10 protein-coding genes are annotated in these 18,220 nt (G+C 46.6%); 5 read left to right on the forward strand and 5 right to left on the reverse strand.

The features are described 5' to 3' along the window. Positions 1-45 precede the first annotated feature (45 nt). Positions 46-1,311, reverse strand: a complete 1,266-nt coding sequence (locus V202x_RS20435; protein ID WP_197993000.1) for an exo-alpha-sialidase — start codon at positions 1,309-1,311, stop codon at positions 46-48. A gap of 241 nt (positions 1,312-1,552) precedes the next feature. Between V202x_RS20435 and V202x_RS20440 the strand changes: the two genes are divergently transcribed. After that, positions 1,553-2,833 carry a PQQ-binding-like beta-propeller repeat protein gene (locus V202x_RS20440; RefSeq protein ID WP_145178714.1) on the forward strand — a complete coding sequence of 427 codons (1,281 nt, stop codon included), beginning with the start codon at positions 1,553-1,555 and terminating at the stop codon, positions 2,831-2,833. Between the two features lie 11 nt (positions 2,834-2,844). Here V202x_RS20440 and V202x_RS20445 read toward each other — a convergent pair whose 3' ends face one another. Together V202x_RS20445 and V202x_RS20450 are read right to left on the reverse strand one after the other, a co-directional pair. Next, positions 2,845-4,779 carry an exo-alpha-sialidase gene (locus V202x_RS20445; RefSeq protein WP_232098597.1) on the reverse strand — a complete coding sequence of 645 codons (1,935 nt, stop codon included), beginning with the start codon at positions 4,777-4,779 and terminating at the stop codon, positions 2,845-2,847. Between the two features lie 83 nt (positions 4,780-4,862). Next, positions 4,863-5,960: a twin-arginine translocation signal domain-containing protein gene (locus V202x_RS20450; protein WP_145178715.1), complete on the reverse strand. Its 1,098-nt coding sequence runs from the start codon at positions 5,958-5,960 to the stop codon at positions 4,863-4,865. 241 nt (positions 5,961-6,201) lie between these two features. Here V202x_RS20450 and V202x_RS20455 point away from each other — a divergent pair, with 241 nt between their 5' ends. Then, positions 6,202-7,812, forward strand: a complete 1,611-nt coding sequence (locus tag V202x_RS20455; protein WP_145178716.1) for an arylsulfatase — start codon at positions 6,202-6,204, stop codon at positions 7,810-7,812. Positions 7,813-7,906: 94 nt separating this feature from the next. On the opposite strand, the gene V202x_RS20460 is transcribed toward V202x_RS20455, so the two are convergent. After that, positions 7,907-8,914, reverse strand: coding sequence for a hypothetical protein (locus V202x_RS20460; protein ID WP_145178717.1), 1,008 nt, complete (start codon positions 8,912-8,914; stop codon positions 7,907-7,909). Positions 8,915-10,207: 1,293 nt separating this feature from the next. Between V202x_RS20460 and V202x_RS20465 the strand changes: the two genes are divergently transcribed. Next, positions 10,208-11,107 carry an SMP-30/gluconolactonase/LRE family protein gene (locus V202x_RS20465; protein WP_145178718.1) on the forward strand — a complete coding sequence of 300 codons (900 nt, stop codon included), beginning with the start codon at positions 10,208-10,210 and terminating at the stop codon, positions 11,105-11,107. Between the two features lie 780 nt (positions 11,108-11,887). On the opposite strand, the gene V202x_RS20470 is transcribed toward V202x_RS20465, so the two are convergent. After that, entirely contained in the window at positions 11,888-12,337 is a 450-nt protein-coding gene (locus V202x_RS20470; RefSeq protein ID WP_145178719.1) for a hypothetical protein, read from the reverse strand. A gap of 1,101 nt (positions 12,338-13,438) precedes the next feature. On the opposite strand from V202x_RS20470, the gene V202x_RS20475 reads away from it, so the two are divergent. Beyond that, positions 13,439-14,011 (forward strand): ECF-type sigma factor, encoded by a 573-nt coding sequence (locus tag V202x_RS20475; RefSeq protein WP_145180697.1) that lies wholly within the window; start codon positions 13,439-13,441, stop codon positions 14,009-14,011. Positions 14,012-14,198: 187 nt separating this feature from the next. Beyond that, on the forward strand, positions 14,199-18,110 hold the full coding sequence (locus tag V202x_RS20480) for a serine/threonine protein kinase (RefSeq protein ID WP_145178720.1): 3,912 nt from the start codon (positions 14,199-14,201) through the stop codon (positions 18,108-18,110). The last annotated feature ends 110 nt before the right edge of the window (positions 18,111-18,220 follow it).

Here is an 18,220-nt window from a genome sequence, read left to right on the forward strand (position 1 = left end):
AGGAAATTTAAAAGCCACCCATGCATTTTTAACCAAAGTTGATGATCATTCTTCTTTCACAGGCTGAGGCTGATTCCACAAGATTTTCGAAACATACACGCTGTTGTCTGCCCCGTATTTGTTATCAACGGGCATGATGTAATTAGGGCCATGGGTTTGCATCCACTCACTGACAATGACCCAGGTTTCATTCGCATTGACATCAACGACTCCGAAGTTGCCCAGACGGGCTCCGCGTTCAGGAACCAAAATGCGTTCCGAATTCCGGATGATGGCCATCTTTTCTGGATTCACTTGGCCAATGAAAAGAGGAGCACGGTTTCGAAAGACATGGTCATTTTTTGCTCCTCTGCGGGTATAGACCAGAAATAAACCGTTTGCGTGAGTGACCCAGTGGGCCTGTGTATTATAACTACCCAGATCCTGACCATCTTCGAACGTCCACTTTTGCGGCGGTGCGAAATGCAGCCCATCCATGCTGCAGGTAACGTATGCAAATTTATCATTTCGCAACGTCAGGTAAAACCAGTCACCAAATTTTGTGATTGATGGCTCGGCAAATCCCCGTCCGAAATCGATCGATAATTCATTACCGTGTTCGACATACTTCAACGTTTCACCGTCGAAGCGACAACGGATCACCATCACATCCGAGACTTTTTTACCAGGCTTCGTGAAATAGACCGGCAGCAGAATGTCACCATTGGGTAAATCATAACGTTGCACCGAGCCAGCGCCGCTACTGGCAAACTCGGGGCCGTCTGGCAGTTTGAGCGATTTCCAGTTCGACCAGACATTCGTTTTGGGATCGTAAGTGGCATACGATGTCACACGAATATTTTTCTTGTGGTCGATGCGATTGTTGTAGTAGCGGACGGTATGACCAATGCCCAGAAGTGTTTTCGATTTCGCGTGCCATTGCGGCCAGAAATCAGAGACAACAACTTCACCACCGTCGGGGAGGTTATGGCGGCTGAGGTTTTTCTGCTCGACGGGACCCTGCCAGGTTTTTCCCAGGTTGTCAGTTCGCATTGAGTTCAATGCATAAAAAATATCGCTGCCCGATAATAGTAATTTTTGCATCGTCATCACCACAATTGGATCAGAGGATGAGTTGCCCGGTGCTCCGACGGGAATTGCTCCGGCTCGCGCATGTACCCAGCAGGTTTTTCCATCATAGCCTTTGATGGCGGTACTTAACTGAATGCGAAAATCCAACTGCTGCGGTTTTTGATCTGCAGCATGCAAATTATTGTGTGTGAATAGCCAGGGTATCGACAGCATCAATAGAAACGATTTTTGTAAGGGCATGGTTTGTTCTCGATCTATTATTTAAGTTGTGCCACTGAATTCAGAGGTGATCGCAGATTCATCATACCCGCAGTAGCCCAGACCGGCAATCATTTGCTGCTTTGCAGAATTGAGCAGAGTCTATTTGCCAATGCGCTTGCGGTTGCTCACGAACTGCTTACAATAAAATGCAATGCTCATTGATTACTGATTTGCGATCCCATATGCCCCACACAGTGCCAACCCGTTAGAAAGCCCACCGATGAAGCGACTCCTCAGTCTCAGTCTGTTGTTTTTGATTTCCCATCCCATCTGCATCACTGCGGGCGAAGAAAAAGAGGATTCTGTCGAGCCGATTAATGTTAAAGCAACCGATTGGCCCTGGTGGCGAGGCCCACAGCGAAATGGCATTGCCTATGCGAACCAGAATCCTCCACTCAAATGGAGTGAGACAGAGAACATCGTCTGGAAGTCACCCATTCCCGGGCGCGGCTATAGTTCTCCGACGGTCGTCGGAAATCGAATTTATCTTGCGACTGCAGATAAAAAGCAGGAAACACAGTCTGTCTTGTGCTATGACCGTGCGACAGGGAAACAACTCTGGCAAACCGTCATTCACAAAGGGGGCTTCAGTACCAAAGGGAATAAAAAATCAACACACGCTTCTTCGACTGTCGCCTGTGACGGCAAACGGCTTTTCATTAATTTCGTTAATGATGGCTCCGCTTATACCACGGCCCTGACACTGGATGGCAGGCTACTCTGGCAGACCAAAATCACGGACTATATCATTCATCAGGGATACGGCTCCTCACCCGCAATCTATGATTCACTGGTGATTGTATCTGCAGATAACAAAGGGGGCGGCGCGATAGCGGCTTTGAAACGAAAAGATGGTTCGGTAGTTTGGAAAATTGATCGTCCCAAGACGCCGAACTATCCTTCGCCCATCATTCTGAACGTGGCGGGGAAAGATCAAGTATTGATGACGGGCTGTGATTTGGTAACGGGCATTGAACCACTCACGGGAAAAAAACTCTGGGAGATCGAAGGGGCGACAACGGAATGTGTGACTTCCACCGTGACGAATGGCGATCTTATTTTGACCAGTGGTGGTTATCCCAAAAATCATATGTCCGCCGTCAAAGCCGATGGTTCTGGTACCGTCGTCTGGGAGAACAACAATCGCATGTATGTGCCTTCCATGTTGGTGCAGGGTGACATCATTTACTCTGTCACCGATAATGGCGTTGCCATCTGCTGGGACATTAAGACAGGTAAACAAATCTGGAAGGCGCGATTAGGCGGAACTTTCAGTTCGTCTCCCGTTTTGGTCGGAGATCGGATTTATGTGACCAATGAAGCGGGTGAGACGTATATTTTCAAAGCCGATCCGAAAGAATTCGAATTATTGGGAGAGAATAAATTAGGAACGGAAGTCTTTGCGACTCCCACATTTTGTGACAGTCGCATTTATATGCGTGTTTCTGAAGAGGTCGACGGTAAACGTCAGGAGTTTTTGTACTGCATCGGAAAGCGCTGATTGGTTCTGAATCAGTCATCCGCTGGTTGATAAAACCAGGCCAGTGGTACGGAACGGAAGCGCGACGAAATCACATTCTTTTCATAGCTGACGTAATAACCCATGATGGCTCGTCCCTGATGGAACATGAGGCTGATATACGAATATTCGTGATCTGGGTTGTTCTCCAGGTTCTTTTTGAATTTCCAGGTTTTGCCTTCATCAGAGCTAATGGCGACGGTTAAGGGAGTGCGTTTGCCGCCGTGTCCTGCTCCTGCTTTAAAATGATCGTTCCAGATCAGCATCAGATCACCGGTGGAGGGAATGCGACGTAGCGTGGCTGGTGCTTCGGGAGCCCGTACACCCCACGAACCTGGCTTGTCCCAGATCTCTCCTCCATCTTCGGAAACACTTGATCCGATGTGACCGGATTGCGTACGGAAAATCATCAGAACGTTACCATTTTTTAATTCACAAACTTCTGGTTCCATCGCGCCTCGTTTTGCGTAATCGACGTTTCCCTGCGATTGCCGCCAGGTCTTTCCCTGATCATCAGAGATGAAGCAGGTGCATACGAAGTGGTTCACATTACGCACATCAACTGTGGATGCGACCGGAGCGAGCCAACGGCCTGAAGACAGGATTGTGATACGATCATTATTCATCACGTGATAACCGGGAGGTCCCGTGATTTCGATTGCTTCCCCAAATGTTTTTCCGTTGTCTTCAGAAATCTTTAAATAGGCTTTCAGATCAGAGTATGTATTTTTCTTGAGATAGAACAGTCCGATAGGGCGTTTTTCATGCATGGGGCCCTTCAAGTAACGTAGTGTGGCCGACATGACATTTTTCTTACCCGTGTTTTCCTGCAAGACGCGGGGTTCGCTCCAGGTTCTGCCTCCATCAGTTGATATTTTGCTGATAATTCTCGCGGAGGCGAAGTCAGAGCCACTGTCGATGAATTGTGTAGTCGCGTATAATAAACTGCCGTCATTCAAAGGCAATATCGAACCTTCACTGTAACGGGGATACTTTTTCGATGACGGGAAGAGTTCATTGACGACAACTTCTCCTCGCGGATGGGGAGCTGTTTTCGCAAGGACAATTAACGCCTGGGCAGCCCGCACTCTGGCGTCCAGATTGTCATCGTTTAACTGTTTGATCAGTTTTGCTTTCAAATGACTGGCGCCCGCTTCACCGGCAAAGATGGCGGAATAGGTTTTGACAGCGGGGTTTTCGCTGTCTAGATTCTTTTCAATGGCCTGTAACCCTTCCGGATCTCCATGCATGGCCAATGCCGTTTCGAAATAAGCACGTACAAACGGATCATCGGTCCGTTTCAGGTTTGCTTTGAGTGCGGGGATATCCTGCTGGTCTCCCACGCGAGCAATAATCCAGGCGGCCACGCTGGCGATGCTGATATCCGGATCATTCAGGAATTTTCGTACTAAACGCAGTGCATCCTGGTTACCCCAACGCGAGAGCAGGGCGGCAGCCATCATCGCTTTACGAGGGTTTTCGGACTTCAACGCTTCACGAATGAGGGTTCCATCGCCCAGCTCATTGACTTTGTATAACGATTCGCAGGCATGCACGTGTCCGTGAGGATCTTTGCCAGCGAGAATCTGAAACATGATTGCAGCTTTGGAACGATCGCCGGCACGTACGAGTTCTCGTGCCAGCCCGCAACGGTGCTGGTCATCTTTCTCTGTCTTCAATTTGGGTTCCAGCAACTCACGAACTTCTGCCCCTTCACCGGCCAGAGTGAGCGCTTCCGCCGCATGCATGGAAGGCCAGAACTCATCACTGCGAATGGCCTCTCGCAATACTTCCAGGCACCGCGCCCTGGTTTGGGGACTCAATTTGATCTGAGGTGACTTCGTATCGTTACCAGCCACCAATACTGATTGGCAGAATAAAGTCAAAGCCAAAGTAACCATCGTGAACCAGGAGAGTGATTTCATCATGCTGTTTCTATCAAAAGGTGTGATTCAGTGTGTGGTGGATTTAAGAAGACGGCAGCTGTGTCTGCTGTCGTTGGCATTCCGTTTTAACTAAGCCGTTTCAGTTTTGTGATCCGTCCCGTAGCCACCCATTCGGCGACAAAAATATTTCCGTCCTGATCAAAACAGGCATCATGCGGATGCACAAACCGACCGGCTTGCCACTTCTGTGGTGTTTCCCGCATGCGGGGCTTGGCGGTTTTCATCGCTTTGGCCCAATCCGCGTCCTGTCCTAAATGAGCGACAACTTTATTGTCAGCATCCAGCAGAGTGATACGCGAAGCTAAGTCGGGGACCAGTAAGAGTTCCTGGTGGGCATCCACATTCGCGGGCAGAATGAAATCGTTCATCGTTTTGAGATGCTTTCCCTCTAACGTGAACCATTGCAGGCGGCCATTGGCCCGATCTGCTACAACCACTGATGGCTCACGTCCTTCACGGTCATCAATCCACAGGCCATGCGGCAGGTTGAATTTACCGTCTTCTTTGCCTTGTCCCCCGAAGGCAGAAAGCCATTTTCCGTCTTTGTCATAACGGTGGATATGGTAAGTTCCATAACCGTCGGCCAGATAAAACCCACCATCACGGTGAAAGGCAAAGTTGGTTGGTAAGAATGAAGTGCGGCTCCAGAACTTATTTGGATCTGTAATCTCCGCATACAGTTTTGATTCCATTGGAGTGTGCTTTTGCCAGACGGTCTCACCTTTGAAATCAAGCTTAGCGATGGTTCTTAGATGTTTATAACCGGTAACGTAAACAAACTGGTCATTGCCTTCCTGCCGAACTTCGAGGCCGTGGCCGCCGCCTTGAAACTGTTTGCCAAATGAGCGGACATAGTTTCCTTTCGGATCGAATACAAAGATAGACGGATGCTCTTTCTGATTGGCGCGGCCTTCATGGATGACATACACAAACCCGTCTTTGTCAACGGCGACATTGTGCGTGGTCTGCCAGGTTAATTGGGAAGGGAGTTTCGCCCAGTTGTGGGTAACCTCATATTGATAGTCGCCAGAACCGAGCACAATACGCGAGTCGGTTTTTGTGCCCGCATGAATGGCGGGAGCACCGAATAAGGCGGCCGTGGTTCCGGCTGCTGTCGTTTTTAAAAATTCACGACGCGATTGTGACGGTTGCGGTTGACTCATGATCGATCTCCCTGAGCGGCTTTATTGAGATAAGCGAATTTAGTAACGAAATTAAAATAGAGTTCCTTAAACTGTAACCAGTGCGGAAAGCCAGATCAATTCGTAACTCGAATCTTCCTGCATTTCTTCAGAACCGGCCTGACAGTGATTTTCACTTGTTGAGTCCTGTCTCATGTCTGCTTACAATAGAGTCCATGTCTTCATCGAATCTCCTGATCTCTCCCATTAGTAAAGCAGCATCATGACAAACTCGCGTCTCCCCAGATTTGTGATTTTCTTTTGTACGTTCTGTTTTCTGTTTTCGTTTGGAACGCATCTGAGTGCCGCTGAAAAGCCGAATATTATTCTCATTATGTGTGATGATATGGGCTATTCCGATATCGGCTGTTACGGAGGCGAAGTCGAGACTCCCCATCTGAATCGACTGGCGCGGGAAGGGATGAGGTTCACTCAGTTTTATAACAACGCGAAATGTACGACCACGCGGGCTTCTATTCTGACCGGCCTCTATCCTCGTTTCGGTAAGGGGGGCCATATGCGACAAAATATGGTGACGCTCGGCGAAGCGATGAAGGTCGCCGGTTATCATACGGGACTCAGCGGCAAGTGGCATTTAATGCGCACAAAGGGTTACGCCAAGAGCAAGTATCCCGGTGGCTGGATTGATCGTTACGATAAAACAACACATCCATTCTTTCGCGGCTTCGATTCGTATTACGGTGTGCTGGATGGTTGTTGTAATTTCTTTGATCCGACCATATCCGATCCTCCCTACAAACGAGCGGGTATTCGGAGCTTTGGGCATGACGACAAAGCGGTAACCCAATTTAAAGACGATTACTACACAACGGATGCCTTTACCGACCACACACTCGATATGATTCAGCGTTACAGCAAAGATGAGAAACCGTTTTTCATCCATCTTTGTTACACGGCCCCGCATTATCCGCTGCATGCGAAGCCCAAAGACATCGCAAAGTATGTCGGAAAGTTCAAAATGGGGTGGAATCAGATGCGGAAAGACCGCTGGAGACGCATTCAAAAGATGGGTTTGGCGGATGAGAACTGGTCTTTGTCGGAAGGAGACAGCCGTAGTTACGCATGGGAGACGGCAAATCATGAGTTTGAAGACCTGCGAATGGCCGTTTATGCTGCGATGATTGACAGTATGGATCAAAATATTGGTCGGATTATGGCCACTTTGAAAGCAACGAATCAACTCGATAATACCCTGGTTTTGTTTCTCTCCGACAATGGAGGCTGCAGTGAAGAGCCGGGTGGACGTGATCCGAACAAGCGAAACCCTGGTCCCAAAGACGACTATGTGGCCGTCGGTCCTTCCTGGGGCTGGGCGCAGAATTCTCCTTTCCGGCGGTATAAATCGTGGGTACATGAAGGGGGCATCTCGACGCCTTGCATCGCCTGGTGGCCCGGCAAAATTCCTGCCGCGAGTATCAATCGCAGTCCGGCTCACATTATTGACCTGATGCCGACCTTTCTGGAAATGGCCGAGACCGAGTATCCGAAAACCTACCAGGGACACGACATTCTGCCCGTCGAAGGCACCAGCATGCTGGCACTCTTAAAAGGTGAAGAGAAATCACTGCACGATTCTCTAGCCTGGTACTGGTCAGGTAATCGTGCACTGCGACAAGGACCGTGGAAACTGGTTTGGGATTCGCAGGTCAAAGAGTGGGAACTGTATGATATCAGTGCCGATCGGTGCGAGATCAATAACCTCGCCGCGCAGCATCCTGAACGTGTTAAACAGATGACCAAAGACTGGTTTGCATGGGCAGACAAGGTAGAGTTGCGGTCGAAGCTCAAAGCAGACCGGAAGAAGAAAAAGTGACCTTTTATCGGAATCAGGCTCGACCTGAAGACGGCTGACCGAAGACCAATCGGCGGACCCGATAAAATCAACCATTTTTGACACGCTCAGTAAATCAAAGATGGTCCACGACTTCAAGATCCAGAAGTTCGCCTAATTGCTCAGCAGCGTGTCGTGGTTGGTCCGGGGGTTCGTGAGCCCGGACATCGAAGCTCATGAGATTGATGCGATTTCCCATGAAGGAATCCTCGATCAGGTTGATCTCATAACGCGTAGCGCGTTCGGGGATCTCCTCTTTGCATAACTGAAGAGCAACGCAATCATCATACGGAATGGATTTCTCGTCGTGATTTGAATAGATAATACGGATCGCTTCATTATTTGTTTCGATGCGAACGGGATAGACATCGGCAGCGCGGTCAACAATCGAACGGTCACGGCTGAATGCCTTTCGTTTGATTTCAACTGCATTTTCGGCGATGACAGACAATCGGCTTTTGTATCGTCGCTTAGGGCCGACTTCCCACGTCGCCAGGCGATCGACTCGCAGCAGCGAGCCGTCTGCCAGGGTGATGACGGCTTGAGTGTAGTTGTGGCTGCCCTCGGCCAGGATTCGTGACAAGGCATCAAAGACCGGCAGTGCGTCCTCGCTTTTCAAAGTGTAGCCAAGATGGGCGACCTCCTGTGTTTCAACATGACGCAACAAAACAATTTTAAATCCACCCCAAGTGCGATGTAGCTTGGTCTTGGCCCCCACCTGGTAATCGACGACAACACTTTGGCGGTTCAGCACAAGACGCGTCGGCAACAGAAAGAAGCCATATCGAACGATCACCTCATCCGCTTCCGTCGGTATCAATACGCTGCGGGGAAAGCACAGTTGGTGAATCACTGCCCAAAGAACCAACCCGCCGGGCAGGAGGGTCGCCGCCTTGGATTCCGTCATAAAAAACAGAAGCCCCGCAAAAAAAACACCACAACCAATAATAAACGCCAGACGCTCCAGTTTGGGGCGGACCTTCGTGCCTTCTGCCATCTGCACGGCCTTGGGATCAAACATCAACGGTCGCTTGCGGGTCTTACGGACAAGTCGAATCCAGTCAGCATCGGACGGATGGTTCATGTTGGATTCTTCACGCTTTTAATAACCGGGCCTCTGCTACTCCGACGAAGAGCGCACTTAAACAGGAATTCTACATTCATGGTTGAAAAACCACATCACACTTCCACCTCTGTTAGTAACGGGGCAAAACTAGTCACGGATCACTCATTTGTGGACAGGAGCGAAAAAAAACGGACGTCTTCGTTTGAGTCAGTGGGTTCAGGTGTGGTCGAGCTCAATCAGCTTCAAAACTGATCCAAGACAGGCCACGCGCAGTTTTAGTCTGCGAAACTCGTCATTTCACGGACACACCGTAAAACCACCCGATTCGCGGACACCATACTTGTGTGCGGGCTTCATACGTATTCGCGGATTCTTCGCGAACCGGAAAAATCAGGTCAGAATGGCTTCTGGAGTGCCCGATCAAAGCAATAATAAAGCGGATATTATAAACGTCTCAAGAAGTTATTGTTTCTACAAGCCTGAACTCGGCTCAAGGTGTGATCGAAAAACACTATTATTATCAGCCCTTAGGTGATAAGACGAGCAAAAGGTAGCTTGCAGTGATCTACCCTGCAGATTTTACTGGTGTAGCTTCAATGTTACTTATTCGGTTTGCGCCTCATTATAAGCTTGTTCTAACAATTGGGCATTGTATAATGAAGAGTTTAAACATATGTATTACAATGCACATCCGTAAATTTAAGATAAATTATGTGTGAAACGACGAATGTCTTAATCTTTGTTCACGGAATTCGTATAGAAGATAAATTTGAAAGGCCCTATACCAAATACGATAAGTTTTTGCCAAATCTTCATTCACAAAATGTGCCAAAGACATTTGTTCTGATTTATATGCAATATGGTCATCAACTAACTAGTTCGGCTCCTATACGTGACGATCAATTGCACTTTAAAGCTGAAGAGTGGATTGACGAAATCACAAAGCAGGAACATGTAAAGAGGCTGAGTGACAAAACAATTACGTCGCAGGTGAGGACCCCAGCATCTACCAAAAGAATTCTAACATTCACGTCAAGACCTAATGTTTCGCGGACTGGGCGATGTGACATACTATTGGGGTGACGGTTTGCACAGATTCATAGTGCGATTTACACCCAACTTTACGAAGGACTGAAACCGTTTCCCAAAAGCCCTGATATAAATTCACATTTTCTGTGCCAGAGTTTAGGCAATATTTTCACATACGACTTTTTAGAGCATTTAACGGGCGACATAAAATGGGTGGCCGAATTGCACACTTGCTGGAACGCAAAGCAAAACTAATTCTTGAAAAATTGAAAGTATAGAACTATGGCAAAGATGACGCTGACGAAGGTTTATGATCGAAGATTATCATTTTTCGAAGGCCCAGCTTATGGAGCAAAGGGCCCGCTTTATTTCTCGAACTATCCGTATGGAGAGATATGGCAATACAACGGCAAGAAAGCAACAAAAAAGTGTAAGCTCAAACAAAAGGCGAAAGTAAATGGACTATTTATGACTACTGGAGGAACACTGTGGGGTTGTGACATGAAGCAAGGTCAAATTGTAACTATCGATTTGATTTCAGGCGCCGTTAAGGAGCGAGCGTGTGAATATAAGGGCAACCGCCTTGATGATCCAAATGACCTTATAATGGACAAAACAGGTGGAGTATACTTTTCGTGTCCGGGAATTGGGCCCATCAACATGCCATGGCCATGGCCGTCAAAAGCAAAAAGAGGCGTTTACTATTTGTCCCCCAGAGGTAGGGTTAAGCAGTTGTTGTTAGAACCTGAAATTCATCTTCCGAATGGTGTTATGCTTTCACCCGATGAGTCAAATCTATACGTTGTTCAGAATGGTCTGCCAGATGTCTACAAATATGAAATCCTCGCTCCAGGAAAACTAGGACAGAGAAAGAAATTTTGTACACTTTACGATGGTAAACAAGACAATGAAGGTGGAGATGGTTTAACCGTTGATAGAAAAGGAAATGTTTATATTGCCACTCGGAAGGGGGTCGAGGTGTTTTCTACTAAAGGGAAATCACTACATTTCATCAGTCTACCCAGTACGGCCAAGGTGAGGCACGTTTCTAATGTGACTTTTGGCAGCAAGAACCTAGATACGCTGTTTGCCACCGCATATCAATTACCTCGTTCAGGACTTTTTGCCATTCAATTGGATGGAGTCCAAGGCCATGTATTCCCTGGTTGTGACCCGAAGTAACCGACCTATGTGTAGATTACGCGAATTTTGGACTTCAGATTTCCAACGAAGAATTCCTGAAGCTATAACGGTGATTATGGTGGAACATTACTTTCAATTCATCAATATTCATTTTTCACACGATTGGATGATTACATCGACGGTTTGCATCTCGCGGACAAATCAGCGCCGAAGTAGACCGCTAACGGGATACTATTATATATGTCGATGAAAAGACTAGATGTAGTTAAACGCAGTTTTCGACCTCCGCGCTCGCCACTACATCGTAGGAGCGGTAAGATCAAAGTGGCCATGTTGTCTAAATTGATACCTCGTGATGATCGTAGCTAATGCATGTTAAGCACAGTAGCGTACCTCATTAAACGGTCAATTTTGGTATGTCTCAGCTCAGCAAGAGAAGCTATGCAATCGGTAGGGTAATTTAGTAAACTTGCCAAAACTTGTGCGCAAATCAAATGCTCATTTAAGTTTCTCAACAGCATTAGCGGACATTACAACGACAAGCTTCTTGCCAGTGAATTCGATAGCTCCCACATCGTACTGGCCTGCCTCCCTTAACTGAATCCAGAATTTGATATACTGATCAGAATTCTGGACTAATTTAGGTTGATGCAAAGAATCCTAAAATCAAAATTTGCCAAACTCATTTTGCCTGTTGATATTAAAACGAAAGAGGTCTAGAGAAATAGAAATGTCTAGGAAACAAAATCAGTCAGGCATTCACAAGACAATGAACGGAACATCATTTCCTTCAGTCATTCAGCGCTCCTGTGGTTTGATTTATCGAAAATTTTTAGCAAAAGCGATTAAACATATAACACCAAAATCAAGTGTTACATGATATGTTAAGACGCGCCACTTCGCTGTAGGCTTAGTTTGATTCAATGCTTTTATGAAATTGTGATCTTTTCCCAATTCTTTAGCAGCTTGTTCAGTACAAAGTTGGAACACAGCGATGGTTTGGGATTGCGATCGATAGATCGCCGCACAGTTTGATATTGCAAACACGGTAAATACAACAATCAATCCAATATGCACCCGATCTAGATCCAGGGGGATTTTTGCTGCGAACACATATCCGACAGTCGCAAGAGAAACCGTGCAATAGAACTTCCAGAACGATGAAGTATGTGCAGTCGCAGAGAAAATTAGATCACAAATTTGTGGAATTGTCATACGTTGATTCATTTTTTCGATCTCTATAGAGTCATTCGCTAGAATTGAATACATGTATGCTTACTCTTTACACTCATATAAATCAGTGCATATCGAAATTAGAATCATTAGGCGGCAAATATTCAAGTGTTTGTATTGTTTTGTATAGTGGTGTGATTGAGTTTTTTTGAGTCCAAGATTATGACCTTCCCGCCAGTTCCGAAGACCGATTCTCTAGCCAATTGAGCTAACACCAGAGCAGAAGCCGTTAGGTTCCCTATTTATGAAAAAGAATTTTTAAAACTACCGTTTTTGCTGGTGAGTCATTTTGATCCGATGAGATTGAGCGGGATTAAGAATGAAAAGCATCAAAGGCAGGCCATAAGAGAAAATCTTCGCACAGTCTAAACTGATTGCCCGATAACAATCAACTTTCGAATTGTCAGCACTGTTACATTTTCAGTTCGAGTTGCCGGGCGCTATTTCATATCATTTCTTCAGATTTCTTTAGACAGATTGTTTTACATTCTTTGGTAAGTAGTCGTGAATTCTCCATCAATCATGGCTGTGATGCCCTTTTAGGTTGAGAGGTTTTGTTATGCTTCCGTCTCTCTGGTTTCTATTCAGTGTTCCATTATTGATTATGTTAAATTATGCAGGACGGCGGGAGATGGACAAGAGAAACTTTTGCGCAGTTTTGTCTCAGATGTGGTATAAAATTGATTTTTTGTCTCGCCTATGTTGCCGGAAAGCATGCTCAAAGGGAGCGATTCAATACGGGTCATTGCGAACGTGTTCTCAATTTGCAGGTGAAGATTTGGAAAAAACAGGCGTTTTTGTGGTGTGGAAATCCTCAGTGTTCGCGATGAGCACCTACTGGAAAAATTCTCCTCGCGCGCGCGACGCAGATCAGCTAGTTTCAAAAATGGTATGACGGTGTCAAGTTCAAAAAATACACCTAAATTCAAAGTGAAAATGGTTGTTCGAAGGTTACTGAAATTGTCGAGACTTTTTGAATGGGAGACTTTTGGACACAGTTTATGAATCAGGTTCTTCAGAAGACAATGATAATAATAAGATTTCAAACGCTTCAGAGTCTGGTTAGACTGAAGTGTGATATCAAATCAGAGTTGAATTGCACGTGAATCATCAAACTCAGCTATGAGATTTTTTAACATGCAGGAAGTCACACAAATATTGAAAGCATTGGAAGCGGGTGATGTGGCTGCCACCGATCAACTGCTGCCGATTGTGTATGCGGAGTTGAGGAAACTGGCGGGGAATAAAATCTCTCAGGAAGCACCGGGGCAAACCCTGACGGCAACAGCGCTGGTGCATGAGGCCTATTTACGGTTGGTGGGGAAGGAAGAGGAGCCGCAGTGGGATCATCGGGGGCATTTCTTCGCGGCGGCTGCGGAATCGATGCGACGGATCCTCATCGAAAACGCACGGCGCAAAAAAAGACTGAAACATGGTGGCGAACTGGATCGTGTCGAGCTTCCTGAGATTGCGGTGCCCGCTCAGAAACAGTTCGATGACCTGTTAGCACTGGATGACGCTTTGACTCAATTCGCCAAGGAAAGTCCAGAGAAAGCGGAGTTGGTGAAGCTGAGATACTTCGCTGGATTAAGTGAACAGGAAGCCGCGGAGGTATTGGGAATTTCCCGTGCGACGGCCGCTCGTCACTGGGCTTATTCTCGTGCCTGGTTATTTAGCCAGATTAATTCCGATTTAAATCAAACCAAATAAACATAAGGACTTACAGATAATAAGGAGAACATGACGAAAACCAATCTTCGAAAAATTTTGTTTTATGGAAGAAACTATGAGGCGCGCCTGATGACAAAATCGCATGGTTAAATAGTGAGGGAACAATGACTGTTCCGATGTAAAATATTTACCTGGTGGTATGATCCATCCTGAAGAAAACAAAATCATGTCCGACCCTGAAAAAACAGAAAATCCTGAGCCGGAACCAACACGTGAGAACGTGAATCCTCAATCTGTAGAGGGTCTGTTTCTGCAGGCATTGGAAAAGAAAACTCCGGCGGAACGCACACAATTTCTGGAGGAAATGTGCGGCGATAATATGGAACAACGCCGTCGTGTTGAGGCACTGTTATTGGCATATGACGATGCGGGTAGCTTTCTGGAAAAATCACCCATTGGATCGAGTGAACCACAGCCAGTTTCTCTCGAGTTTCTAACACCTTCAGACAATCCAGAATTATTGGGAACGTTGGGAGAGTACGATATCTATGAAGTGATCGGGCAGGGGGGGATGGGGATTGTCTTCCGTGCGCTCGATCCCAAATTAAATCGCATTGTTGCCATTAAGGTGATGTCGCCACTTTTGGCGATTAACCCCAATGCGCGAAAACGATTTTTACGGGAAGCCCAGGCGGCGGCTGCCGTCAGTCATCCGCATATTGTCACGATTCATGCCGTTGACGAAGACAAGTTGCCTTATCTCGTGATGGAGTATGTCGTTGGCCAGTCGTTGCAGGAAAAACTTGATAAAGTCGGTTCTCTGAAAGTGACAGAAATTCTGCGGATTGGAAATCAGATCGCCGAGGGACTTGCCGCCGCTCATAAACAGGGATTGATTCACCGCGATATCAAGCCGGCGAATATATTGCTGGAAAATGGTGTCGAGCGGGTTAAGATCACCGACTTCGGTTTGGCGCGAGCCGTCGATGATGTGACGATCACGAAGACCGGCGAAGTCTCAGGCACTCCCCAGTATATGTCTCCCGAGCAGACAACCGGAGAACGCGTTGACCAACGCAGTGATCTGTTCAGCCTGGGCGCGGTGATGTATGCGATGTGCACGGGGCGTTCGCCGTTTCGCGCCAGCAATCTGGCTGCTGTGGTGCGACGGGTTTGTGATGATACGCCACGTCCCATTCAGGAAGTCAACGAAGAGATTCCACCCTGGTTGATTGAGATCATTGATTGTCTGCTGGAAAAACGACCGGAAGATCGATTTCAAACAGCGCAAGAAGTCGCTGAATTATTGGGAACGCATTTAGCGATTGTACAGCAGCCTGGAAAAGTACCGGCGATCGATGAGAGACCGCGGGAAGCTCACAGGCAAGGCACTGAAGCACGACACACTGAAACTGAGTCGATCAAAGAAAGTGACCCGCGTGCTTTCTATCCTGTTGCCCACGCGGTGATGTTCCTGGGGGGGATGGTTGCATTTTCGGAAGCACATGCACCACTTTCGTTTCCAATCAGTGCGGGGTGTGGAGTCTTTCTGGGGCTGTTGATTGCATTAGTCGTCTACGAGGCAGAACGCCGTCACGCGCAACCATTTGCTGCATTACGCATGTCTGATGCACTCTCAATGCCGATTGCCTTTGCAGGTGGTACGCTCTTGATGCAAATGCTGTTTTATCTCGAATTTCTTCCCAGCATTCCCAGACCACTTCTTTATCTCCTGTTTCTGTTGGGGATCCCTTTGTATTTTGTCTGGATTCTCAGTAAACAGCAAGGGCATGCGGATCGAGACTTTCATTCGAATTCGAACCAGCGACAAGGCCAATGGGTAGATCGTCTGGCAGTCTGGGCAGGTGGGTTGATGTTACTGACCCCGATCTTCATCGGGTTGTTTGGAATCGCTACAGGACGACATTTTGCCGGAAACGTTCCAGAAATGATATTGGTGTCGCTGTTGTTCTTTGGTCCTGTGGGATTGTTAGTCCTGGTTTGTGGTGCACAAAATATCGTTCGGCCAAATTCAACTACTGCGAAAATTTTGGATGGATTATTTTTGTTGGCGTGTTTCTGTTTGGGTCCGTTGGGGATCCTGCTTTACATTGCACGCTACATCAAGCGACGCGACGCGCGGGAACAAGAAAATTCCGAACCTAAGCCGGTTAGCCCCCATCAAGATCCGATTACTGCAGAGCATAAACGCTCCAACAAACGAATTATTGTAGGAGTGATCTTAGGTGTCATCACAATTCCTTTACTGTTTTTGTTTGCTCTTGCATTCAGACATATGAATCCCACTGAGAAATCCTGGGTCGTGAACTGGGGGCTGATGACAGTTGTTGTCTGCGGGATGTTTGGAGCAATGTACTACATTAAACGGAAAGGCGTTTTGGATGCTTTGAGTAATCCGTGGAAATTGATTGGCTGGCTGGTTCTGTCTGCCATGTTATTGATTCCCAGCCTGTTTGCAGTTTCATTGCTCGTGCCAATGTTAGCGAGAACGCCCGGCAGTAATGAAGTCGTGATTAACTACGATCCTGATTATCCCATTACCAAAATTATGACCGAAACAGGCAAGGCATATGATGTGTATTCCAAACCGTTTACTCTGAAGTTGACGCCGGGAAGTCATGTCTTACAAATTTCATATAACGCTAATAACTTGATACACCGATTTACAAAAAAGATAAAGAAAGAAGCCGGTAAACAACTGAAGATCGACCTGAGCACAGAGATTAAACGATTGTATGATGCCAATGTAAATCAGCGAGCTTCGGTGGATATGGATGAGGCAGGGGAGGCTGATATGGATGGATCCATGTTTTCCGATGACTCAAAAGCTGTGTCAGCAGAACGGAAAAAAAATCTGGGAGCGATTTTACTTAGTGGGCAGGAGCCTAGCTTACGCGCAGGGATATTTCCCGTTAATCCATTCCAGGCCAAACCTGAAGACGGTGTGTTTGGTTTTGCTGACCGGTTTTTTACTTTTGAGTCATTAACGCATGAGGTCCCTGCCGGGAAGTACTTCATACGGGTTTCCAGTAATTATGCTGGTTGGGAAATTGATGACGGAACGCCAAAGTATGATCTGACTGAGATCGAGGTGAAGCCGGGGACCATTGTTCCAGTAACAATTCAACGTGATTTCACGAAATTGGTGGAGAGTCACCCGGACTGGTCAAAGGGAGGACTGTTTAAGTTTCATTGGCCTGTTCCCGGGATGGGAGCATATTTTATGGTTTATACGCTGACACTACCGCAAGCGGAGGTCGTGCAGGAGTTGTTAGCTGCGTTTGTTGCAGGAAAGCCTAGTGTACATGAATTAGAATTAATGGAGACTGCGAACAAACATATCATAACGAAAAGTTATGCGTCGATGAAGAACCTGTTTAATAACGGGAAACATCCTGCCTGGAAAAAATTAATTGTGTCTGGTGAGGGAGAGAATACCTGGCAGTTAATCACACCAGAGTCAGAGTTGAAGAATACACGAGACAATAAACCGAATAACGGAACAATTTTGCTCAAGATTCAAGATACAGGTTTGCGTGTCAGTCTCTTATCAACTACTGATTCGAGTTTGACTCGGAAAACCGATTATGGAATTTATTTCCCTGATTTAGATATGGCATTCAAAGTTCCTGCGGGAATGTACCTCATTGAAGTCACAAGTGATGATGCTGGCTGGGTAGCTGATGATAGTGCCTCAAAATACCTTCATTCAAACATCAAGGTGAAGCCAGGAGTGCTTGATATTGTTGCGATCTCGCGGGATTATCAGAAGCTGGCGGAGAATCATCCTGACTGGACGCAGAGTGATGTGTTTGAGTTTGGCTGGCCGCTTCAGGTCAAGTCTGATTGGCCCATACCTTCTGTATCAGGTCCTCCAAAAAACTATCGACTTTCAAGACCGCAGGCAAAGGTGGTTCAACAATTATTCAGCGCTTTTGCCGAAGGCAAACCAGACGTTAATGAAAAAATAATATTGGAAACAGTAAACGAAGATTTAAAAAAGGAAACATACAAATCACTGAAAGAGTTATTCGACAAGGGAGAACATCCCGCCTGGGGAATCTTGATTGTGCCTGGTAAGGAAAAGAATACTTATCGGTTAAGAGAACCGAAATAAAAACGCTGATATATAAATAGATTCAATCGCTCTACAGAAAGTTTTTTTAGTCTCACATTAAGTGTCATGTCGGTCGAAAATAATGCCTGATAGGAACACTAGAAGTAGGG

The organism is Gimesia aquarii (assembly GCF_007748175.1).
Taxonomy (GTDB): Bacteria; Planctomycetota; Planctomycetia; order Planctomycetales; family Planctomycetaceae; genus Gimesia; species Gimesia aquarii_A.